The following is a 25,240-nucleotide window of genomic DNA, read 5'->3' on the forward strand; positions in this document are numbered from 1 at the left end:
TCTTAATTTTAACTTGAAAATCAATTTTTTTTCCATTAATTTGTTTTAGAATGATAAAAAACATGAAATATATACAAAATAGATAAGAAAAGTGCTTTTGGATACTATTTCACCGCTAAATACAAATTCAATAAAAAACAATAACTACCTACATATGAAAAACAATCGTTTTGGAGCCTTACTTCAAATGGCTTTATTAATTGTATTTAATGCCGCATGGAGCCAGGAAACTCCCGCAGCAGGAACTGCAAATACCGTTCCTGTCTCAAAGTATAATTATAATGATGCTTTTGGGCCGTTTTTTTATACAAAAGATGCCACAGCAACCCGATCCGCAAGCGGTGAACCAGGTTATGGATACTGGCAGAACAGAGCAGACTATAAATTGACTGCGAAATTAAACGAAAAGACAAATGAAATTACTGGTACAGACATTGTAACCTATACTAATAACAGTAATGATAAACTGTCTTTTGTCTGGATGCATTTAGATCAGAATTTATTCAAAGCCGATTCCAGAGGAAATGCACTTATACCGCTTGACGGAAGCCGTAACGGAGCTAGAGGTGAAATTTTTGACGGAGGACACAAAATTAAATCTGTTAAAATCGTCAGCACAAGTAAAGGAAAATCGGTTGAGAAAGAAGCTAAGTTCATTATTACAGATACCAGAATGCAGGTTTTCCTTCCAGATGATTTGAAACCAAAAGGAGGAACTGTAAAAATTAAAATTGATTTCTCTTTTATCTCTCCAAAAGAAGGTTCAGACAGAATGGGGGTTCTGGAAACTAAAAACGGTAAGATCTTCACCATGGCACAATGGTATCCGCGTATGTGCGTGTATGACGATTTAAGAGGATGGAATACGAATCCTTATTTGGGAGCATCTGAATTTTATTTAGAATACGGTGATTTTGATGTTAATATTACAGTACCTTCCAATCATATAGTGGTTTGTTCAGGCGAGCTGTTAAATCCAGCTGCGGTATATACTGCCACTGAACAAAAAAGGCTTGCTCAGGCTAAACAAAGTGAAAAAACAGTATTTATCCGTACTGCCGAAGAAGTCGCAGCCAGTGCATCAAAAGCAGGAACCGCTTCTGAAAAGACATGGCATTTTAAAATTAAGAATTCAAGAGACCTTTCCTGGGCATCTTCGCCGGCATTTATATTGGACGGAGCCCGAATTAATCTGCCAAGCGGTCAAAAATCACTTGCGTTATCCGCTTATCCTGTAGAAAGTCAAGGAAATGAAGCCTGGGGACGTTCTACCGAATATACCAAAGCTTCGATTGAAAATTATTCTAAAAGATGGTTTGAATATCCTTATCCAGTGGCTACCAATGTGGCAGGAAATGAAGGCGGTATGGAATATCCGGGCATTGTTTTCTGCAGCTGGGAATCAAAAGGAGAGGATTTATGGGGAGTTACAGACCATGAATTTGGCCATGGCTGGTTTCCAATGATTGTAGGATCTAACGAACGCTTATTTGGATGGATGGATGAAGGATTTAATACTTTTATCAATTCGTTAAGTTCGGCTGATTTCAATAATGGCGAATATAAAAGCAAAGTAACCGATCTTCATAAAAATGCGGATTATTTTACCAGTCCAAGTAACGAACCTATTATGAGTTCACCGGATAATATGAAGGAAAGAAATATTGGACTTTTGTGTTATTTCAAACCAAGTGCAGGGCTGATAATGCTGAGAGAACAAATATTAGGACCAGAGCGTTTTGATCTGGCTTTTAGAACTTATGTAGAACGCTGGGCTTTTAAACATCCGGCTCCGGATGATTTTTTTAGAACCATAGAGAATGTTGCCGGTGAGGATTTAGGCTGGTTTTGGAAAAGCTGGTTTGTTAATAACTGGCGTCTGGATCAAGGTGTAAATTCTGTTAAATATGTAAAAAATGATCCAAGCAAAGGTGCGGTAATTACTATTGAGAATCTTGAAAAAATGCCAATGCCTGTGATTTTGGACATAAAAACCAAAAGCGGTAAAGTCAGCCGTGTCAACCTGCCTGTTGAAATCTGGCAGCGCAACACCAGCTGGTCTTTCAAGGCAGATACGACTGAAGAAATTGAAAGCATTGTTATAGATCCGGGTCACGTATTTCCAGATGTAAATGAAAGCAATAATACATGGAAATCTGATAAAGGGGTAATTGAAAAAGATATTATTCTGGATGCTTACTTAGGGAAGTTTTCTACCAAAGCAGCTCCATTAAAAATTGAGTTTACTGAAAAAAACAGTGTGCTGTACGCAGAAATCACGGACTATCCTAAATTTTCACTGACACTAATTGGAAAAGATACATTTGAATCTAAAGAGGCGGGCGTTACATTCCAGTTTAACGAAGCTAAAAACGGATTTGAGATGATTATCAGCTCCAACCAAAAATTGTCTTTTACGAGAGATTAAAAAAGACTCTTTGTTGTTAAAGTCTTATAATGAAGCCGTTTAAATGAACTGCACCAAAAAGTCAGATACTATTTGGGAACAGTTTATTTAAACGGTTTTTTTGTTTTCTGGATTGCAGTTATGTTAAATCTGCTTCCACCTTGCACAAATTTATTCTGCACAAATTAAACAGGCTCTATAATTTCTGCGTCTTTAAGTCTTTAAAACACGAGAAATGAAGTTGTTTACAGGTCAAAATATTATAGACTTTAGAAAAGTTTTCTACAATGACGTGTCATGTATAGCTTATTTAGCAGATTTACAGTATGACACCATATCAATATGTCATAATTAAAAAAAAGAATAAAGTATTGTTAGACATAATGATATAAAATATACAATACCGTTTTTGAATAATAAAAGGTCGTTTTTGAATAAATAAAAAAACAACTGGTAAGTTATATTTGTTGTTACTAAAGCTGGAAATAATAATAAAATTATAATTTGATTTATAAATTATATGACTATCCGTGACTAGTACTATTTCACAGAATAAATTAGTTTTGAATGTTTTTCAAAAACTTTATCCTTTATGTTCTTTGCACCTCTGCGCCTTTGCGAGCCCAATTTCACGCAAAGGTCAAAGGGTATTTCAATATTTAGACTCTTGGTATGAGTTACGGATAGTCATAATAAATTAAATAGATATTATAATGTTAAATCATGGGAATATTTTAGTGGCAGGCAATATAAAATCACATCTATAAAATCGAGAATAGATAATTAATGAAGACTTCAAAGCCAAATATTGTATGATAGTGGCTAATGATTATGAAATCTGGATCAAGACAATAAATTCCTTCCTATTGAAATATCAAGTTTGAAGAAGCAAAATGAGATTGATTATTTTGATATAAAAAGTAGCTCGTAATTTTATGTTTATCGTTTTTTTGAGAAAAAACGATTGCGAATTTGACCTCTTAATTTTCTCATTTTGCCCCTATTGATTCTTTTTTACTTAATATTACTTTGCACCTAAATATTTTGTTTGAAAATAAGGTATAGTTGGGAATAACTCGTTGTTTTTAATTTATTAATAATAAATCACTTTATAAATTATGGATTATGAAATTTTACTTGTTGATGATCTTCCGATAATTGTAGACGGCTATATTAATCTAATATCAGAAACTGATTTTCAAAAAAGAAAACCAAATTTTATAAAGAGTTATAATTGTGAAGATGCCTACAATAAAATTTTTTTAAATCTAGAAAGAGATGTAAATATTAATTTAGCTTTATTAGATATTAATCTTCCTCCTTATAAAGATTTTAATATAAATAGCGGTATAGATTTGGCTTTACTGATTAGAGAAAAGTTTACAGATTGCAAAATAATAATTATTACAATGTATAGTGAACCGATAACCGTAGACAGCATCATAAAAAAAATTAAGCCTGAAGGATTCTTATCTAAAAATGATATAACTTCTGAATCATTTAGATTTATTTTAAAAAAAATTATAGATGGAAGTATATATCAAAGTAAAGGAATCATGGAATCACAAAAAGAGATATTTAAAAAAAATATAAATTGGGATATTTATGATAATGAGATATTAATCTTAATTTCTCAGGGTGTTAAAACAGTTAATCTCCCAAATTACATCCCGCTATCTATGAGTGCAATAGAGAAAAGAAAAGCTAACATAAAAGATCAGCTTTTAGAAAGAAAAGGCAGTGATAAAGATTTAATTAGTAAAGCAAAAAAAAATGGATTGCTTTAATTCAAGCTGTTTAAACATTATTCAGTATTAAATGATAGTTTAAAAAAACGGCAGCAATATTTTATTCCTGAAATTCTGAAACCAAATAATTCTGCACTCAAAGTGAGGTGGCTTAAATCCCTCTTTTCATTCAATTGAAGATGGAGTTAGAATCTTTAAAACTTTCTGAAATTGAACTCAATTTGCTTTGATGAATTCTATAAAGAGCATGATCTGTACTTACATTTTCTTTAAAAATCTCTATTCTTTCTGTTTCACATAGCTGTATAAAAAGTTCTCGACTGCATTTTAAAACCCTTTGCTTCAAGTTAAAATCATTAATAGTCAGTGATTTATTTTGATTTAAATGAACTAAGTATAAACATTTGGCTGACTTACAATTTTTTACTGACTGTATTTTTAACACAGCTAGGCAGGTTTCTGTCTTAAAATAATTGTTTTAGATGAAATTATTATTCTGATAATTACAGATTAGGAGATTGCATTTTTTATTTCGATAGAATTATTATAAGCAACATATATGCGCCTGCATAAGTCCGTAATTTTTATTAAAAAAATCCGTAATCTGTAGAAAAATATTACTACTATTTTCGCACAAAAGCATTTGTGTTTATCATCAAAATTTAGTTTTTCTAAGATTGTTTTTAAAAATATATAGAAAAGAAATAAAATCATAGAAAGCTATTTTACATGATCTTTCCTTAGTAATTATTATGGAGGATGAGTCTTGAATAATATTTTTATTTGATTCTAACCAAAAAACATTCATGTTTTTTTATGTTTTATACAGCCCCAAGCTGATCAAAGTTTATGAATGAAATTGATATTATATTAAAAAGTATATAATATCAATTAGTGAATTAGCGTAACAGCTAAATGAATTAAAAAAGCTTAATTTATGAGAAAAAAATACTTTCCTACTAAGTACTTGTTCTTTCTTACTTTATTTATGATGTATGCCATTGGATTGGCACAATCGGCTTCAAGGGCCACTACCGGAACTGGTTTGTATAAAGATAAGATTTATTGGATTAATTGGGATTTAAATTCCGATTTAATGCAAGGTGATCTTATTACAAACGGTATAGTAAGGACTTTCACAAGTCCTTCTGGGATAGTGTATAAGGTTACTATATCTAATATTGTTCAAACAATTTCACCAGGTACATTTTCAAGTGCAAATATTGATAGTTATACCGGAAATAATATACCATTTGGTTATGGTGGATTTAGTTCTAATAGCACAAAAATGATTGGTCTCTCAAATAAGATAACTGGAGGGCTAGGATCTGGTAACAAGGTGAATTTTAGAATTACAGTTACGGCAACATTGCCATCTGGGACTGTAAAAAATGCTGCTGGATTAGCTATTGCTGGTTCGGAAAGTATGTCAAGTTCTTCAGAGTATTATCAACTGTCAGTCCCTGTTACTTCACCAGTGCTGCGTTATTTAGACAAGTATATAAAAAATAATACTTGGTCAAATATGAGTACTAGGTTAATTGTATCTAATTCAGGAAGGACTATTAGAGGAACCAATCCTGCTACTGGTGAAAGCAGGGGTGATGCCCTTTTACTTGCGGAAGATGTACCCTATATTGATGTAGAATTAGCCGCCCCTGGTGGACAGCATGTTGCAATTGGTGTTTTTGAAGAATTAGATTTTTCTGATGCGCCAGTTTCTTATGGTTCAGCCTATCATATTATTAATTCAGCCTTTACAGGTGGGAATTTTCCAGATGGAAATAAAGATTTAAGCACAACAACCAATGTTTTAGATACAGATAGAGCTGTATTAGTAGATCCTTTGTTATTAATTGGTACTGATATAGATGCAGAGGGCACAGGATATAATGCCGTTGCAGGAGCAATCCCAAATGGTGATGATCTTGGTGGTAGTGATGATGAAGATGCGAGTATGAATTTTACTTGGTCGACTTGTTCAGCAACAATTAATGTTAAAAATACAACTGCCACGGCAGCTAAATTATATGTGTGGATTGATGCAAATAGGAATGGTGTATTTGACAGCAATGAGTTAGCAACAAAAAATGTGTCTGTAGGAACCAATGGCAATGTAACAGTTCCATTATCATCGATTAAGGGGTTAAATAATGGAACAAATTTTTATACTCGCATTAGATTATCTACTGATTTGTCACTTGCTCCAACAGGACTCGCAATTGATGGTGAGGTGGAGGATCATTGGGTTGATATCACGCAGTCAGTTATTTCATCAGTATCATCTCCAGTTTGTCAAGGCAGTACAGTATCGTTAACGGGCGTTAATGGTGCGGCTACATATGCTTGGACTGGTCCAAACGGATTTACTTCGTCTTTAAAATCTCCAACCATTTCAAATGCCCAACTTGTTAATGCAGGTACATATTCTTTAAAAATTACTACTGGAAGTGGGTGTGAATTTACCGAAAGTGTAGTTATTGCTATCACTGCATTGCCTTCAGCCCCGACAGCATCGGCTCAGAGTTTTTGTTCTTCGGAAGCCAAAAAAGTAAGCGATCTCTTGGTATCAGGAACAGGGATCAAATGGTATTCAGCACCGACAGCGGGGACTTTATATACAGGAACGGAAACACTTTTAACCGGCAACTATTACGCGAGCCAGACAGTAAGTGGCTGTGGTGAGAGTTCTAGGACTTTGGTGGCTGTCACAGTGAATACAACTCCAACAGCCCCGACAGCATCGTCCCAGAGTTTCTGTTCTTCGGAAGCTAAAAAGGTAAGCGACCTGTCTGCATCAGGAGCAGGAATCAAATGGTATTCAGCGCTGACTGCAGGAACTTTATATACAGGATCGGAAACACTTCTGACCGGCACCTATTATGCGAGCCAGACGGTAAACGGCTGTGAGAGTTCTAGGACTTCGGTATCGGTAACGGTTACGCCGTCACCTTCAGCTCCGACAGCATCGGCTCAGATTTTCTGTTCTTCGGAAGCTAAAAAAGTAAGCGGCCTGTCTGCATCAGGAGCAGGAATCAAATGGTATTCGGCACTGACTGCCGGAACTTTATATACAGGAACGGAACTGCTTTTAACCGGCACCTATTATGCGAGCCAGACGGTAAACGGCTGTGAGAGCGCTAGGACTTCGGTATCGGTAACGGTTACGCCGTCACCTTCAGCTCCGACAGCATCGGCTCAGATTTTCTGTTCTTCGGAAGCTAAAAAAGTAAGCGGCCTGTCTGCATCAGGAGCAGGAATCAAATGGTATTCGGCACTGACTGCCGGAACTTTATATACAGGAACGGAACTGCTTTTAACCGGTACCTATTATGCGAGCCAGACGGTAAACGGCTGTGAGAGTTCTAGGACTTCGGTATCGGTAACCATTACGCCGTCACCTTCAGCCCCGACAGCATCGGCTCAGAGTTTCTGTTCTTCGGAAGCTAAAAAGGTAAGCGACCTGTCTGCATCAGGCACATCAGTTAAATGGTATTCAGCGCCGACAGCGGGAACTTTATATACGGGAACGGAAACACTTTTAACCGGCATCTATTACGCGAGCCAGACGGTAAACGGCTGTGAGAGTTCTAGGACTTCGGTATCGGTAACCATTACGCCGTCACCTTCAGCCCCGACAGCATCGGCTCAGAGTTTCTGTTCTTCGGAAGCTAAAAAGGTAAGCGACCTGTCTGCATCAGGCACATCAGTTAAATGGTATTCAGCGCCGACAGCGGGAACTTTATATACGGGAACGGAAACACTTTTAACCGGCATCTATTACGCGAGCCAGACGGTAAACGGCTGTGAGAGCGCTAGGACTTCGGTATCGGTAACGGTAACGCCTTCACCTTCAGCCCCGACAGCATCGGCTCAGAGTTTCTGTTCTTCGGAAGCCAAAAAGGTAAGCGATCTGTCTGCATCAGGCACATCAGTTAAATGGTATTCAGCGCCGACAGCCGGAACTTTATATACAGGAACGGAAACACTTTTAACCGGCAACTATTATGCCAGCCAGACGGTAAACGGCTGTGAGAGCGCTAGGACTTCGGTATCGGTAACGGTTACGCCTTCACCTTCAGCCCCGACAGCATCGGCTCAGAGTTTCTGTTCTTCGGAAGCTAAAAAGGTAAGCGACCTGTCTGCATCAGGCACATCAGTTAAATGGTATTCAGCGCCGACAGCGGGAACTTTATATACGGGAACGGAAACACTTTTAACCGGCATCTATTACGCGAGCCAGACGGTAAACGGCTGTGAGAGTTCTAGGACTTCGGTATCGGTAACCATTACGCCGTCACCTTCAGCCCCGACAGCATCGGCTCAGATTTTCTGTTCTTCGGAAGCTAAAAAGGTAAGCGGCACTGTCTGCATCAGGCACATCAGTTAAATGGTATTCAGCACCGACAGCGGGGACTTTATATACAGGAACGGAACTGCTTCTGACCGGCACCTATTATGCCAGCCAGACGGTAAACGGCTGTGAGAGCGCTAGGACTTCGGTATCGGTAACGGTTACGCCGTCACCTTCAGCTCCGACAGCATCGGCTCAGAGTTTCTGTTCTTCGGAAGCCAAAAAGGTAAGCGATCTGTCTGCATCAGGAGCAGGAATCAAATGGTATTCGGCACTGACAGCCGGGACTTTATATACGGGAACGGAACTGCTTCTGACCGGCACCTATTATGCCAGCCAGACGGTAAACGGCTGTGAGAGCGCTAGGACTTCGGTATCGGTAACGGTTACGCCGTCACCTTCAGCCCCGACAGCATCGGCTCAGAGTTTCTGTTCTTCGGAAGCCAAAAAGGTAAGCGATCTGTCTGCATCAGGCACATCAGTTAAATGGTATTCAGCACCGACAGCGGGGACTTTATATACAGGAACGGAACTGCTTCTGACCGGCACCTATTATGCCAGCCAGACGGTAAACGGCTGTGAGAGCGCTAGGACTTCGGTATCGGTAACGGTTACGCCGTCACCTTCAGCTCCGACAGCATCGGCTCAGAGTTTCTGTTCTTCGGAAGCCAAAAAGGTAAGCGATCTGTCTGCATCAGGAGCAGGAATCAAATGGTATTCGGCACTGACAGCCGGGACTTTATATACGGGAACGGAACTGCTTCTGACCGGCACCTATTATGCCAGCCAGACGGTAAACGGCTGTGAGAGCGCTAGGACTTCGGTATCGGTAACGGTTACGCCGTCACCTTCAGCCCCGACAGCATCGGCTCAGATTTTCTGTTCTTCGGAAGCTAAAAAGGTAAGCGGTCTGTCTGCATCAGGAGCAGGAATCAAATGGTATTCGGCACCGACAGCGGGAACTTTATATACAGGAACGGAAACGCTTCTGACCGGCACCTATTATGCCAGCCAGACGGTAAACGGCTGTGAGAGCGCGAGGACTTCGGTATCGGTAACCATTACACCGTCACCTTCAGCCCCGACAGCATCGGCTCAGAGTTTCTGTTCTTCGGAAGCCAAAAAAGTAAGCGATCTGTCTGCATCAGGCACATCAGTTAAATGGTATTCAGCACCGACTGCCGGAACTTTATATACGGGAACGGAAACACTTCTGACCGGTACCTATTATGCCAGCCAGACGGTAAACGGCTGTGAGAGCGCGAGAACTTCGGTATCGGTAACCATTACACCGTCACCTTCAGCCCCGACAGCATCGGCTCAGAGTTTCTGTTCTTCGGAAGCCAAAAAGGTAAGCGATCTGTCTGCATCAGGCACATCAGTTAAATGGTATTCAGCGCCGACAGCCGGAACTTTATATACAGGAACGGAAACACTTTTAACCGGCAACTATTATGCCAGCCAGACGGTAAACGGCTGTGAGAGCGCTAGGACTTCGGTATCGGTAACGGTTACGCCTTCACCTTCAGCCCCGACAGCATCGGCTCAGAGTTTCTGTTCTTCGGAAGCTAAAAAGGTAAGCGACCTGTCTGCATCAGGCACATCAGTTAAATGGTATTCAGCGCCGACAGCGGGAACTTTATATACGGGAACGGAAACACTTTTAACCGGCATCTATTACGCGAGCCAGACGGTAAACGGCTGTGAGAGTTCTAGGACTTCGGTATCGGTAACCATTACGCCGTCACCTTCAGCCCCGACAGCATCGGCTCAGATTTTCTGTTCTTCGGAAGCTAAAAAGGTAAGCGACCTGTCTGCATCAGGCACATCAGTTAAATGGTATTCAGCGCCGACAGCGGGAACTTTATATACGGGAACGGAAACACTTTTAACCGGCATCTATTACGCGAGCCAGACGGTAAACGGCTGTGAGAGCGCGAGGACTTCGGTATCGGTAACGGTTACGCCGTCACCGGCTTTGCCGACAGCATCGGCTCAGATTTTCTGTTCTTCGGAAGCTAAAAAAGTAAGCGACCTGTCTGCATCAGGCACGTCAGTTAAATGGTATTCAGCACCGACAGCCGGAACTTTATATACGGGAGCAGAAACGCTTCTGACCGGCACCTATTATGCCAGCCAGACGGTAAACGGCTGTGAGAGTTCTAGGACTTCGGTATCGGTAACGGTTACACCTTCACCGGCTTTGCCGACAGTATCGGCTCAGAGTTTCTGTTCTTCGGAAGCCAAAAAGGTAAGCGATCTGTCTGCATCAGGCACATCAGTTAAATGGTATTCAGCGCCGACAGCCGGAACTTTATATACAGGAACGGAAACACTTTTAACCGGCAACTATTATGCCAGCCAGACGGTAAACGGCTGTGAGAGTTCTAGGACTTTGGTGGCTGTCACAGTGAATACAAGTCCAACAGCCCCGACAGCATCGGCTCAGATTTTCTGTTCTTCGGAAGCCAAAAAGGTAAGCGACCTGTCTGCATCAGGAGCAGGAATCAAATGGTATTCAGCACCGACAGCGGGAACTTTATATACAGGAGCAGAAACACTTTTAACCGGCACCTATTATGCCAGCCAGACGGTAAACGGCTGTGAGAGCGCGAGGACTTTGGTATCGGTAACGGTTACACCGTCACCGGCTTTGCCGACAGTATCGGCTCAGATTTTCTGTTCTTCGGAAGCTAAAAAAGTAAGCGGCCTGTCTGCATCAGGAGCAGGAATCAAATGGTATTCGGCACTGACTGCCGGAACTTTATATACAGGAACGGAACTGCTTTTAACCGGCACCTATTATGCGAGCCAGACGGTAAACGGCTGTGAGAGCGCTAGGACTTCGGTATCGGTAACGGTTACGCCGTCACCTTCAGCTCCGACAGCATCGGCTCAGATTTTCTGTTCTTCGGAAGCTAAAAAAGTAAGCGGCCTGTCTGCATCAGGAGCAGGAATCAAATGGTATTCGGCACTGACTGCCGGAACTTTATATACAGGAACGGAACTGCTTTTAACCGGTACCTATTATGCGAGCCAGACGGTAAACGGCTGTGAGAGTTCTAGGACTTCGGTATCGGTAACCATTACGCCGTCACCTTCAGCCCCGACAGCATCGGCTCAGAGTTTCTGTTCTTCGGAAGCTAAAAAGGTAAGCGACCTGTCTGCATCAGGCACATCAGTTAAATGGTATTCAGCGCCGACAGCGGGAACTTTATATACGGGAACGGAAACACTTTTAACCGGCATCTATTACGCGAGCCAGACGGTAAACGGCTGTGAGAGTTCTAGGACTTCGGTATCGGTAACCATTACGCCGTCACCTTCAGCCCCGACAGCATCGGCTCAGAGTTTCTGTTCTTCGGAAGCTAAAAAGGTAAGCGACCTGTCTGCATCAGGCACATCAGTTAAATGGTATTCAGCGCCGACAGCGGGAACTTTATATACGGGAACGGAAACACTTTTAACCGGCATCTATTACGCGAGCCAGACGGTAAACGGCTGTGAGAGCGCTAGGACTTCGGTATCGGTAACGGTAACGCCTTCACCTTCAGCCCCGACAGCATCGGCTCAGAGTTTCTGTTCTTCGGAAGCCAAAAAGGTAAGCGATCTGTCTGCATCAGGCACATCAGTTAAATGGTATTCAGCGCCGACAGCCGGAACTTTATATACAGGAACGGAAACACTTTTAACCGGCAACTATTATGCCAGCCAGACGGTAAACGGCTGTGAGAGCGCTAGGACTTCGGTATCGGTAACGGTTACGCCTTCACCTTCAGCCCCGACAGCATCGGCTCAGAGTTTCTGTTCTTCGGAAGCTAAAAAGGTAAGCGACCTGTCTGCATCAGGCACATCAGTTAAATGGTATTCAGCGCCGACAGCGGGAACTTTATATACGGGAACGGAAACACTTTTAACCGGCATCTATTACGCGAGCCAGACGGTAAACGGCTGTGAGAGTTCTAGGACTTCGGTATCGGTAACCATTACGCCGTCACCTTCAGCCCCGACAGCATCGGCTCAGATTTTCTGTTCTTCGGAAGCTAAAAAGGTAAGCGGCCTGTCTGCATCAGGCACATCAGTTAAATGGTATTCAGCACCGACAGCGGGGACTTTATATACAGGAACGGAACTGCTTCTGACCGGCACCTATTATGCCAGCCAGACGGTAAACGGCTGTGAGAGCGCTAGGACTTCGGTATCGGTAACGGTTACGCCGTCACCTTCAGCTCCGACAGCATCGGCTCAGAGTTTCTGTTCTTCGGAAGCCAAAAAGGTAAGCGATCTGTCTGCATCAGGAGCAGGAATCAAATGGTATTCGGCACTGACAGCCGGGACTTTATATACGGGAACGGAACTGCTTCTGACCGGCACCTATTATGCCAGCCAGACGGTAAACGGCTGTGAGAGCGCTAGGACTTCGGTATCGGTAACGGTTACGCCGTCACCTTCAGCCCCGACAGCATCGGCTCAGATTTTCTGTTCTTCGGAAGCTAAAAAGGTAAGCGGCCTGTCTGCATCAGGAGCAGGAATCAAATGGTATTCGGCACCGACAGCGGGAACTTTATATACAGGAACGGAAACGCTTCTGACCGGCACCTATTATGCCAGCCAGACGGTAAACGGCTGTGAGAGCGCGAGGACTTCGGTATCGGTAACCATTACACCGTCACCTTCAGCCCCGACAGCATCGGCTCAGAGTTTCTGTTCTTCGGAAGCCAAAAAAGTAAGCGATCTGTCTGCATCAGGCACATCAGTTAAATGGTATTCAGCACCGACTGCCGGAACTTTATATACGGGAACGGAAACACTTCTGACCGGTACCTATTATGCCAGCCAGACGGTAAACGGCTGTGAGAGCGCGAGAACTTCGGTATCGGTAACGGTTACGCCGTCACCTTCAGCTCCGACAGCATCGGCTCAGACTTTCTGTTCTTCGGAAGCTAAAAAAGTAAGCGGCCTGTCTGCATCAGGAGCAGGAATCAAATGGTATTCGGCACTGACAGCGGGGACTTTATATACGGGATCGGAAACGCTTCTGACCGGCACCTATTACGCGAGCCAGACGGTAAACGGCTGTGAGAGTTTGAGGACTTCGGTATCGGTAACGGTTACGCCGTCGTCTGTAGGTGGTTCAGTATCTTCTAATCAAGTTATTACTTCAGGTACTTCTCCAGCAGATTTATTATTAAGCGGTAATCTTGGTTCTGTTGTAAAATGGCAAAAATCTAACGATGCTGGATTTATCAATCCTGTAGCTATTGCGAATACATCAACCACTTTGTTGGGAAGTACAATTGGTAATCTCAGCATAAATACTTATTTCAGAGCTGTTGTTCAAAATGGTGTTTGTAACCCAGTCTTTTCAAATTCTGTTTTAATAACTATTGAAACGCTACCAGATGTAACAGTAGATGATGCAACAACTGTAGAAGGCGGAATAATAAGTTTCCCTGTGAAATTAAGCAGTCCATCGGCTACCAATATTACCGTTACATTGAATTTTGTTAACGGAACAGCAGGAAATTCAGATTATACAACTACACCGGTAACCGTAACTTTCTTGGCTGGAAGTACTACAGCAACGGCAAATGTGCAGACAACTGATAATTTGATAAATGAAATGAATAAGGATTTTATTGTAAAAATTACTTCAACTACAGGAGCAGTTGGTAACATTAGTGATACAGCTGTTGGAATCATTCAAGACAATGATAATACACCATCAATCAAAGCGAAAGACGATGTCATATCAAACGGAAACGGAACAACAGGAACGCCAAATGCAGGTAATGTATTAGCTAGTAGTTCAACGAATCTTGATATTTTGAATGGCAGACCGGTAGTTATTGGATTAGTGGATTTAAAAGTAGTGACACCTGCAGTTTCAAAAACACCAGGTGCCTTAGTTCCATTAATTGATATTGATACAGGAATAGTAAGTGTTCCTGTAAACACTCCAGGAGGAATTTATACTTTAACATACAGCATTTGTGAAAAAGCAAATCCTTCTTCAAATTGTAGTGAAGCTAAAGTAACTGTATTTGTGGCGAGACCTAGTATCGGCTTAGTGAAAACAGCTCACTTCAATGATGAAAATGGAGATGGCTATGCAAATGCGGGAGAAACGATTACCTATAATTTTTCAGTAACCAATACAGGAAATGAACCATTGACAAATGTCACTGTTATAGATACTAGTTTACCAGGATTAGTGATGAAAGGAAGTCCTATAGCTGTTTTAGAAGCAGGAATGGTAAATAGTACGGCTTATACTGCTTCATATGTTATCACTCAAGCTGATATTAATTTTGGGAGTGTATCCAATCAGGCAATTGTATCTGGGACAAGTCCGACCGGTATTCTTGTAAAAGATTTATCAGATGATGGAAATAATCTTAGTGACAAACCAACTATTGTGACAATTCCAGGTTGTTCTATTGAGGTGTTTAATGCATTGTCTCCAAACGGAGATGGACATAATGATATATTCTATATCCGAGGACTGGAATGCTATCCAGATAATGCCGTGGAGGTTTATAATCGCTGGGGAGTCTTAGTATTTGAGCGGGAAAATTATAATAATGATGATCGTGCTTTTAGAGGAGTATCTGAAGGGCGAGTGACAGTAAATAAGTTTGATGAATTACCCGTCGGGACTTACTATTATATTTTTAGATATAAAGATAATGCTTCAAATGCTCATGAAAAAGCAGGTTACTTATATATTAACAGAAAATAGATTTAGTACCCTTTTTAGGATTTAATTTCTCAGGATTGTAACAAAAAAGATATGATAAAAAAGACATTATGCATAATTTTTATACTAGTGGCGGGTGCTGGTTATTCCCAACAGGACTCTCAATTTACTCAATACATGTATAATACAGTTAATATAAACCCTGCATATGCAGGGTCAAGACAATCAATGAGTGTTTTTGCTTTACATAGAACGCAATGGGTAGGATTAGAAGGTGCACCTGTTACCAATACTTTTTCTATTAATGCACCAAATGGTCCATTAAATGATTGTAATGTTTGTCCACATGAGACAACTGCTTTATCAGCAATGGGATTTGGCTTGTCTGTTATCAATGATAAAATAGGACCATCCGATGAAAGTAATATAGCTCTTGATTTCTCGTACACGATTAATACTTCAGAAACATATAAATTATCTTTTGGATTAAAGGCCTCAGCAAATTTCCTCAATATTGATTTTGATAAATTAAATAAGTATGATAAAAACGATTATAGTTTCGATGCTAATATAGATAATAAGTTTTCTCCAAACATAGGGGCGGGATTCTATCTGCATTCTGAGGACACATATCTAGGTTTGTCTGTTCCAAACTTCTTAGAGACAAAACATTTCGACAGGTATGCAGGTACTATTAGCAGTAGTCATGTGGCAAAAGAGAATATCAATTTGTATCTGATAGCGGGTCATGTATTTGAAGTGAGTTCGGATGTAAAATTCAAGCCTTCCGTACTTACAAAATATGTTCAGGGAGCACCATTACAAGTTGATTTGTCAGGAAGCTTTCTTATAAATGAAAAATTTGCAGCTGGTGCTGCTTACAGATGGAGTGCCGCTGCTAGTGCTATGATAGGTTTTCAGGCAAGTTCTTCATGGTTTATAGGTTATAGTTATGACTTGGATGCAACAAGATTATCAAACTACAATTCTGGTTCTCATGAGATTTTTTTGAGATACGAATTGTTTGATCAATACGGAAGAACAATGTCTTTAAGATTTTTCTAAAAATAGATGAAAATGAAAATATATGTTTTACTTATGATGTCGTTGTGTGTCAGTGCTTTCGTTAAATTTTACGAAACAGATTATAAACCCAAGCCGGATTTTAATTGTAATTTCATTTTGACAATTAATGGTCAGTTCGGCTGATTCCCTGTTTGCTCCCTTTATTAACCTCCCCAAAACTCTAACCTACTAAATATTACTACATATAATTGTACTACTTAGTTTGTGATTTTTATTTATTAACAATAAACCACTTTGTAAAGTATGAATTATGAAATTTTGGTCGTAGACAACATCCCAATAATTGTAGACGGCTACATTAATCTATTATCAAAAACTGATTTTCAAGAAAACAAACCGAATTTTATTAAAAGCTATAATTGTGAAGATGCGTATAATAAAATATTTTTAAGTTTAAAAAGACAGATAAATATTGATTTAGTTTTATTAGACTCTAGCCTTCCTCCTTATAAGGAGTTTAATATTAATAACGGTGTAGATTTAGCCTTGCTGATTAGAGAAAAGTTTACTGATTGCAAAGTAATAATTATTACTATGCATAGTGAACCCGTAGCCACAGATAGAATCATTAAAAAAATCAGACCTGAAGGATTTTTTTCTAAAAATGATATAACCTCTGAATCATTTCCGTCTATTTTCAAAAAAATTATCGATGGGAATACTTATCAAAGCAAAACAATCCTGGAGTCCCAAAGAGAATTATTTAAAAAGAATATTAATTGGGACAATTACGACAATGAGATATTAATTTTAATTTCTCAAGGAGTTAAAACTATTAATCTCCCAAACTACATCCCTCTTTCAATGAGTGCTATAGAAAAAAGAAAGGCTAATATAAAAGATCAGCTTTTAGAGGGAAAAGGAACAGATAAAGATTTAGTTAATAAAGCTAAAAAAATAGGATTGCTTTAGATGGATATGAAGACAATAAGTTAAGGTGCATTTTTTGAAAGCATCTTCGGTTAGTTATTTATCAGGCATAATAAAACAGATGTTTACGAAAATTAAAAAATATGTTAGAAAAAAATGAAAACCTCCAAATTTTAGCAGACACTGCATTTGAATCAGAAAATTATGAATTAGCATATGATTACTATAATCGTCTTTTAGAAATGAACATAGAAAATCATAATAATTGGTTAAGAAAAGGTTACTGCGCCTCACATTTATCAAAGTTTGACAGGATGTTAGACAAAGAAGTTTTGAGTTCAGTAGAGACAGTGTTAAAATTTTCAATATATAAAGAAGACGAATTAACTAATATTGCTAATCAATTTTCAACAATCATTTTTGATAAAATAGTAGAAGGTGCAAAGTTCATTCAGAATAAAATTGAGCAAGAATTCAATGCTTTACATTTAACTGCTGGTACACTTCATTTTCATAATTTTAAAAGAAATAGTATTGAAATAAAAGTATGGAGCTGTTATTCAGAGAAATTATTTCAATATTTTAAGGTTATGGATTTTGTTGTAAGAATGAAACCAACAGCAATAACTTGTGAAAAAGGTTATAGAAGTGTTTATTATACAAACACAGTTTCTAAATATACAGGTGAACACTTTTATAAATTAGACGGTAATTATTATGAGAACATATTATTAAGAGAATTACTTCAATTTTCTAAATATCAATTAGATATGATTTTACCTAATAATGACGTAACCAATCCGAAATCTGCTTCCGGCTGTTTTATAGCTACAGCAGCAATGGGTAATTATAACCATCCGATAGTACTTGAACTGAGGTATTTTAGAGACAGCTGGTTATTAAAAAGACTTTGGGGACAAAAGTTTACTGAATGGTATTACAGAAACAGCCCTAAAGCAGCTAATAAAATAAAAGATTCAGTTATGTTAAGAAGTATAACTTTTGCTCTAATTGTAGTACCATTATATTGTTTTTCAAAAGCTGTTAGGGCCTATGGATCTTACATTCGGCGTTATTTATAAGTGCTATGAATATTATGACTCCAAAAGAATACCATTTATAATAAGATGCTTCAAAATTAATCTAAAGATTTTGCCTTATAAATAAATGGAGATTCATCAAGAGACAATTTTTTAGAATTAGTTATAATTTAAAAGAAGATTAAAATGAAAACAAGAATATTTTTAGCAATGTTGATCTTAGCATTTGGGAATAAAACTAATGCACAGACAGAATCAGCAGGTAAGCAGAAAACGGTTTTGCTTGTTAATGTATATTTAACTTATCCAGGATTGTCAAAAGGAAAACTTAACAAGGCTTTTTATGACAAAGCAAAAGAATTTTTCCTTTTTCAGAATTTTAATGTTTTAGAAAAGAAAATTGTGGTGGATTACAATATGGATGAGGAAGCGGAAAAGCACTTGCAAGCTGACATAATCGTTTCGCAGACGATTGACCGTAAAAACACGCCGTGGATATACCAAAAGTATGTGGATGAGCTTTTTACAAATGCAATTTTTAGTAAAAAATTCTCTCTGGCGATGGACTTTCAGAAAGAGATTCCTCAAAGAATATGGAACTGGAGGAAAAATACAGGGTAGTTTCGGAAACTGAATTAGAGGGAGTCGAAGGGGGCTAAATCCAACCCTTGATTCTCTTGCTAATATTAATAGATCGGTTAGGGGAATGATACTTTTTTTAAAAGTTTATTGAAGCATTAAGTAGGAAAAAAGTTTCCTGACTTTTTCCGTAATGATTTTTATAAAGATAGATCAGTTACAAAAGAACAAGGAGAAACTCATAATCAGGATGCTTTTGTTGTTTTACAACAGAGATGTTTTAGTATCTCTTAAGGCTTTAAGTATATTTTTTGGAGCTTCTTTTTTATCAAATATTCAGGATGTTTTCTGTTTATAAATTAAACTTTTATTGAAAAATTCCGCCTTTCATAAATTTGTTTCGCAAAAATGTGAAGGCGGAATACAGTTATTTATAAACTTCTTTTGATTCCCAGTTCCAGACCGCGTAATTCGGCCAAACCTCTCAAGCGGCCAATACCTGAATAACCAGGATTTGTTTTTTTCTTCAGATCATCCAGCATCTGGTGTCCGTGATCCGGGCGCATTGGAATGATTCTGTTGGTTTTTCTTTCCATTTTCACGATAGATTTAACCACTTCATACATGTCTACATTTCCTTCGAGGTGATTGGCTTCATAGAAGTTACCTTCCTCATCGCGCTGTGTGCTTCTTAGGTGGATAAAATTCATTTTCTCTCCGTTACGGTCAATCATTCCGGATAAATCATTTTGAGCAATAACACCATATGAACCTGTACACATACAGAATCCGTTTGAAGGAGAATCAATGGCGTTTAACAGCTGTACTAAATCAGCTTCAGTGCTCACGACTCTTGGCAGTCCTAAAATCGGATAAGGAGGATCGTCAGGGTGAATAGCCATTTTTACGCCAACACTCTCTGCTACAGGAACAATTTCGCGAAGGAAATAGTATAAATTTTCTTTTAGTCTATCAGCATCGATACCGTTATATCCTTGAAGCACTTTCAGGAAATCTTCTACAGTATACGATTCTTCAGCACCTGGTAAACCAGCGATAATGTTTTGCTGTAATTTTATTTTATCGGCATCTGTCAGTTTTTCAAAAGTGGCTTTCGCCTTCGCTTTTTGTGCTTCTGTATAGGTATCTTCTGCTCCCGGACGTTTTAGAATAAATAATTCGAAAGCAGCAAATTCATTGATGTCAAAACGCAAAGCTTTGGAACCATCCGGCATTTCATATGACAAATCAGTTCTTGACCAGTCTAAAACAGGCATGAAATTATAACAGACAATATGAACACCGCAGGCGGCAAGGTTTTTGATGCTTTGTTTATAGTTTTCAATGTAAGTCAAATAGTCACCTGATTGTTTTTTGATGTCCTCGTGCACTGGAATACTTTCCACAACCGAAAAAGTTAATCCTGCAGCCTCAACTTCATTTTTTCTTTTCATGATTTCATCTACTTCCCACACCTGTCCGTTTTTAATGTGGTGTAAGGCAGTTACAATTCCGGTTGCTCCAGCTTGTCTTGCATCAGCTAATTGTACTGGGTCATTTGGTCCGTACCATCTCCATGTTTGTTCCATAATTTCTATATTTTAAATTTAATTTATATACTTTTCGCCCCGAAACCGCCATCAACTTTGATAATGGTTCCTGTAACGAATTTTGACATATCACTGCACAAGAAAAGCAGTACTCCATCTAAATCTTCAGGAACACCAAAACGTCCCATTGGAGTATGTTCAATAATTGTAATACCTCTTGGCGTCAGTTCACCTTCTGGAGTCAGTAATAAAGCTCTGTTCTGCTCACCGATAAAAAATCCTGGAGCAATAGCATTCACGCGGATTCCTTCTCCATATTTTGAAGCTAATTCTACAGACATCCATTTAGTAAAGTTGTCAATTGCCGCTTTTGAAGCCGAATAACCAACAACTCTTGTCAAAGGACGTTCTGCAGATGCTGAAGAAATATTGATAATCACACCGCTTTTTTGTTTTGCAAAAAGCTCAGAGAATACCTGAGACGGCAAAATTGTTCCGATAATGTTAAGGTCAAGAACTTTTTGTAAATGATCTTTCTTCAAATCATAAATTGCCTGATCCGGTCCGATAGTAGCACCCGGCATATTACCTCCTGCAGCATTGATTAGGATATCCAGACGGCCGTATTTTTCAATAATGAAATCGCGAATGGCTTCCATTTCTTCCTGATTTAAAACATTTCCTTTTACGGCAAATGCTTTTCCTCCTTTGCTTTCTATCCTGTCCACAGCTGTTTGTGCTTCTTCAAGAGTAAGCCCGACAATTCCTGTAGTAACCCCCTGTTTAGCTAATACTTCAGCCATATTACTTCCCAATACACCGGCACCTCCTGTAATAAGGGCTATTTTTCCATCTAAATTAAATATTGTATTCATTTTTTATTATTATTTAAATTTGTTTTGATTCTATTTTGTGTTTTCGTGTACGTACACGTTTTTAATTCAAAGCTTTGTTTGTTACCAATTTTATATAGATTTAAAGAATATCTATATAAATGTAATCCTTTCTTTTAATTCAATTTATTTTTTTTCGTGTACGCACACGGATATTGCAAATGTATATAAATTTAACTAAAAAAAGCGATTTTTGAAATAAAAAAATTATTTTTGTGACTTTACTTAAAATTTTAACTTAAATCTCGAAGAATATCATAACAATAAAGAAAATAGCAGAATTAGCGAATGTTTCCCCAGGCACAGTGGACCGAATCATTCACAAGAGGGGGCAGGTATCACAAGAAAATATTGATAAAGTAAATGCTATCATTAAAGAGCATGGTTTTAAGCGAAATATTTTTGCTAGTAATCTAGCTTCCAATAAAAAATTTAAAATAGCTGTTTTTTTGCCTAAGCCTGAGAAGCTGGAATATTGGGAAAGCCAGTTAATCGGAATCAAGAAAGCTGGCGGAGATTTTGGTAAATTTGGTATTGAGTTACATTACTTTCTTTATGACTTTGACAGTGTTTCATTTAAGAAAATGTTTGCAGAGGTATTTGATTTTGAATGTGACGGACTGCTTTTTTCGCCTATCTTTCATGAAGAATCCCGAGCATTCCTAACAGATTATAAAAGGAAAAATACACCAGTAGTTATGATTGACTCAGATATAAAAAATGAAATCTCTCATTTTTATATTGGTCAGGATGCTTTTAAAAGCGGTTACCTAGCAGGAAGGCTGATTAGTTTTGCTGTAAAAAATGAACGGAATGTACTTATTGTTAAAATTACTAAAGAAATTGACAGCACTTCAACTTATTTACAACGTATTAAAGGGTTTTATGCTTTTTTTGAAGACCATCCAGAGCTAACTAATTTTAGTTTTTCGGAAACAAGCATTACTACAGATGCTGGACAGCTTACTTTGGATATGTTTAAAAATAGCTGCAGTATATTCGTTCCCAATTCCAGAGCATATGTTGTTGCACAATTTTTGGAAGAAAATAAAATTAAAGGAATAAGAATAATCGGATACGATCTCTTAAAAGAAAATATCACCTATTTAAATTCGGGAGCAATTGACTTTTTAATTAATCAAAAGCCAGAAGAACAGGGATATATGGGAATCAATTATCTTTATAAGAAAATTATTCTGCATGAAAATTTAGACGATGCTCACTTTATACCGCTTGATATAATTGTAAAAGAAAATTACAGCATGAGTTTAAATGAATAAACATAACTTGAAACCTATAAACCAAGTTGTTTTTATAAAATTGCAAAAGAAACTTATGATTGTTGGTATGCAACTTATGAGAGTATTAAAAGATAATTGAATTTAATAGACGAAATAAATTAAATCCCGATGAAGAAATAGTTGTCGTTTTTTTTATAATATAGCTCAAAAATAAGGAGAACCTTAATTAAATAATAGAGGTTTAAAGTTATATACTTATTTTAATTCTTTGTAAACCAATATGATTTTGATTCATCATCTTTATAATTAGATTGTCAAATATGCTTTACTTGTGTATCGACCTATTTAATCGATAGCTATATTCATCAAGATACTTTTCAATATTTAGCTCATGCATCCAAGAATAGGTACTTCTTAACCATGCTTTTACCTTTGAAAAAAAATCAGAGTTATTGCTCTTAATTTGTTCAATATTATATTACTTTTTTAACGGTTTATATCCTGTCCATTTATCGTTTTTACTTTTGCTTCCGGTGAGATATGACTTTGAAAAATCTTGCCGAGTTCATCAGATGAATAATCGTCAATTCTTTTAAAATAAGCTCTTTTTATATTCATAAATGGTATAACCATGCTGTTGGCCGGCTAATTGAATAAGGTTTTGCCATTTGAGAAGAGGATAAACTTTTAGTAGTGGCACTCATTTCAAAAACAATTCCGAAAGCTTTACGGGTTCCAAATTTTACTTTGGGGAAAATAGTATTTGCCGTTGGGCTCTCAACATGATGACATAAGTTGCAATCTCTGGCAAAATTTAACTTTCGAATAGTAAACTTACTATGGTTACATTTTGAACATCTAAAGTCTCCTTTCCATTTTATTGATGCTAAATATTCTAAACAATCTAAATCAGTTTTGGATGTGTCGAAAAAATCGATAATGCTTCCTCCTTTGAATGATTCCATAAAAATTTTGTTTTAAGAAAGATAAGAAAATATCTTTACATTTCTATTAAATAATAAATGAATGAAAATAGTGTAGGAGAACTTGAAATTCTAATTAACTGCTTAATGCCAACCGAGTTTTGGAATTTCTTTGAAATTATGAAGTTGACAACAAAGACTGTAATCTTAAAGGAAATGGATGAAAATCTTACATCAAAGTAATATTTAGATATTTTCCTGAAAGTAACACAGGAATTAGGGCTTAAGGTAAGTATTGAATAATTAAACTCAGATAATAGTAAAATGTATCGGTGTTTTTATTTGATATAGTAGTGTGAAAAAGTTATTAGCATCTGTAAAATGGCAACTAAAATGGGGATTTTAAAAACAAAACCCTTAAAATCAGTAGATTGAAAGGGTTTTTGTGGAATCGCCGGGAATCGAACCTAAGTCCTAAAACCCGCACTATTGCCTATATTTTACTTTGTGAAAATCTGGTGTGCCACGATTTTGCCATAAGTTTAAAAAGCCCTTGAAATCTTGGTTATTTTAAACTTTCCTGCATGAAACTGATTGACTTTAAAAGAACGACATAATACAATGATTACTGCAAAAGTAAACATTTTTAAGGACAATAAACTTATTAGGGCGTGATTCCTCATTTCAAAAACAATTCCGAAAGCTTTACGGATACCAAAATTTTGTTTTATAAAAAATTGTATTGGATGTAGGGCTTTCAATACGATGACACAAACTACAGTCTCTGTAAAATTTAATTTGCGAATAGTAAACTTGTTGTGATTAGTTTTCTAAAAATCCCTTGTCGCCTAATGTTTTCATAAAAGCAATTAAATTATTTTTTTCTTTCTCGGTTAGAGGAATCCTGTTGTTGTTATTTTTAAAAATAGGATCTAGATTGTCAGCATTCAAAACGCCGTTATCCAAATAATCTAAAACCGATTTTAAAGTCGGAAATTGCCCAAAGCTTCCGTAAGGAGCGGTATATTCAATATTTCTTAACGTTGGAACCCGAAAACTCATATAATCAGCAGTAATTCCTGTGACTCTAGCACGGCCAGCTTCATTAGAATCCGTATTTAAAGGAAAACCAATGTTTCTAAAACTTTGGTCTGTGAATAACTCTGTACTGTGGCAGCTGATGCATTTTTGCTGAAATGTTTGATATCCTTGTGCTTCACTTTCGGTAAAAGTTTCGGCTTCTTTTCGTTTTACTTTATCATATTTACTGTTGGCAGAAATAAGCGTATATTCGAACTGTGCAATGCTTTTGTAAATTCTTTCTGAAGTAATATTTTCATCTCCAAATGCTTTTCGGAATAAATCTTTGTAAGCAGCATCACCTGTAATTTTATCAATAATTTCCAAAATAGAAGAATCCATTTCTTCATGGGTAATTATGGGAACTAAAGGCTGTTGCTCCAATTGCAATTTGCTTCCATCCCAAGTATAAAATTTCATAAACATCAGATTTTGGATTGATGGGGTATTTCGGAGTCCTATTCTGCCTTCTACGCCGATGCCTTTTGGATTGTGATCGGCAAAAGCACTGGCTTGAATGTGACAGCTGGAACAGGAAATCGTATTATCTGTGCTAAATCTTTTGTCAGAAAAAAGTTTTTTACCTAAGATTACTCCATATTGAGTAGGTTTATTTAAATGTACAAAACTATTTGTTTCTGGAAAATCAGCTGGAATATTCAGTGCTAATTCTGGATTATTATAAGGTATTACTTCAGCATCATCATTGCTGCAGGAGGTTAACGATAATAAAAGTAATAGGGAACAGATTATTTTTTTCATCATAAAT

12 protein-coding genes and 3 pseudogenes are annotated in these 25,240 nt (G+C 37.7%); 10 read left to right on the forward strand and 5 right to left on the reverse strand.

Annotation, left to right across the window (positions count from 1 at the left end; translation table 11 throughout):
- The first annotated feature begins 154 nt into the window (after positions 1 to 154).
- The 9 genes and pseudogenes from OZP07_RS08825 (at position 155) to OZP07_RS08865 (ending at position 18,826) form a co-directional block, all read left to right on the forward strand.
- Positions 155 to 2,428 (forward strand): M1 family metallopeptidase, encoded by a 2,274-nt coding sequence (locus tag OZP07_RS08825; protein WP_281638032.1) that lies wholly within the window; start codon positions 155 to 157, stop codon positions 2,426 to 2,428.
- 1,097 nt (positions 2,429 to 3,525) lie between these two features.
- The gene (locus tag OZP07_RS08830; RefSeq protein WP_281638033.1) at positions 3,526 to 4,194 is read left to right on the forward strand and encodes a response regulator; all 669 of its coding nucleotides are present in this window, start codon (positions 3,526 to 3,528) and stop codon (positions 4,192 to 4,194) included.
- Positions 4,195 to 5,092: 898 nt separating this feature from the next.
- Positions 5,093 to 8,545 (forward strand): Ig-like domain-containing protein, encoded by a 3,453-nt coding sequence (locus OZP07_RS08835; protein ID WP_281638034.1) that lies wholly within the window; start codon positions 5,093 to 5,095, stop codon positions 8,543 to 8,545.
- A pseudogene (locus OZP07_RS22230) lies at positions 8,520 to 10,418 on the forward strand (Ig-like domain-containing protein); the annotation flags it as partial. The gene OZP07_RS08835 and the pseudogene OZP07_RS22230, both read left to right, overlap by 26 nt.
- A gap of 69 nt (positions 10,419 to 10,487) precedes the next feature.
- Positions 10,488 to 15,251, forward strand: a complete 4,764-nt coding sequence (locus OZP07_RS08845; protein ID WP_281638036.1) for an Ig-like domain-containing protein — start codon at positions 10,488 to 10,490, stop codon at positions 15,249 to 15,251.
- A gap of 51 nt (positions 15,252 to 15,302) precedes the next feature.
- Positions 15,303 to 16,274 (forward strand): PorP/SprF family type IX secretion system membrane protein, encoded by a 972-nt coding sequence (locus tag OZP07_RS08850; protein WP_281638037.1) that lies wholly within the window; start codon positions 15,303 to 15,305, stop codon positions 16,272 to 16,274.
- 264 nt (positions 16,275 to 16,538) lie between these two features.
- Positions 16,539 to 17,207: a response regulator gene (locus OZP07_RS08855; protein ID WP_281638038.1), complete on the forward strand. Its 669-nt coding sequence runs from the start codon at positions 16,539 to 16,541 to the stop codon at positions 17,205 to 17,207.
- Positions 17,208 to 17,308: 101 nt separating this feature from the next.
- On the forward strand, positions 17,309 to 18,247 hold the full coding sequence (locus OZP07_RS08860) for a CFI-box-CTERM domain-containing protein (RefSeq protein ID WP_281638039.1): 939 nt from the start codon (positions 17,309 to 17,311) through the stop codon (positions 18,245 to 18,247).
- A gap of 144 nt (positions 18,248 to 18,391) precedes the next feature.
- Positions 18,392 to 18,826: a hypothetical protein gene (locus tag OZP07_RS08865; RefSeq protein WP_281638040.1), complete on the forward strand. Its 435-nt coding sequence runs from the start codon at positions 18,392 to 18,394 to the stop codon at positions 18,824 to 18,826.
- A gap of 389 nt (positions 18,827 to 19,215) precedes the next feature.
- Here the strand turns inward: OZP07_RS08865 and uxuA are convergent, their stop codons facing one another.
- A complete protein-coding gene (gene uxuA / locus OZP07_RS08870; RefSeq protein ID WP_281638041.1) occupies positions 19,216 to 20,373 on the reverse strand; it encodes a mannonate dehydratase in 1,158 nt (385 codons plus the stop codon).
- 23 nt (positions 20,374 to 20,396) lie between these two features.
- A complete protein-coding gene (locus OZP07_RS08875; protein WP_281638042.1) occupies positions 20,397 to 21,209 on the reverse strand; it encodes an SDR family oxidoreductase in 813 nt (270 codons plus the stop codon).
- Between the two features lie 323 nt (positions 21,210 to 21,532).
- On the opposite strand from OZP07_RS08875, the gene OZP07_RS08880 reads away from it, so the two are divergent.
- Positions 21,533 to 22,507 (forward strand): substrate-binding domain-containing protein, encoded by a 975-nt coding sequence (locus OZP07_RS08880; RefSeq protein ID WP_281638043.1) that lies wholly within the window; start codon positions 21,533 to 21,535, stop codon positions 22,505 to 22,507.
- Positions 22,508 to 22,715: 208 nt separating this feature from the next.
- Here the strand turns inward: OZP07_RS08880 and OZP07_RS08885 are convergent.
- The 3 genes and pseudogenes from OZP07_RS08885 to OZP07_RS08895 form a co-directional block, all read right to left on the reverse strand.
- A pseudogene (locus OZP07_RS08885) lies at positions 22,716 to 23,433 on the reverse strand (IS1595 family transposase).
- 638 nt (positions 23,434 to 24,071) lie between these two features.
- Positions 24,072 to 24,221: pseudogene (locus tag OZP07_RS08890) on the reverse strand (IS1595 family transposase); the annotation flags it as partial.
- A complete protein-coding gene (locus OZP07_RS08895) occupies positions 24,214 to 25,236 on the reverse strand; it encodes a cytochrome-c peroxidase (protein WP_281638044.1) in 1,023 nt (340 codons plus the stop codon). The gene OZP07_RS08895 and the pseudogene OZP07_RS08890, both read right to left, overlap by 8 nt.
- Positions 25,237 to 25,240 lie beyond the last annotated feature (4 nt).

The sequence above is a fragment of the Flavobacterium marginilacus genome, from assembly GCF_026870155.1.
Classification (GTDB): Bacteria; Bacteroidota; Bacteroidia; order Flavobacteriales; family Flavobacteriaceae; genus Flavobacterium; species Flavobacterium marginilacus.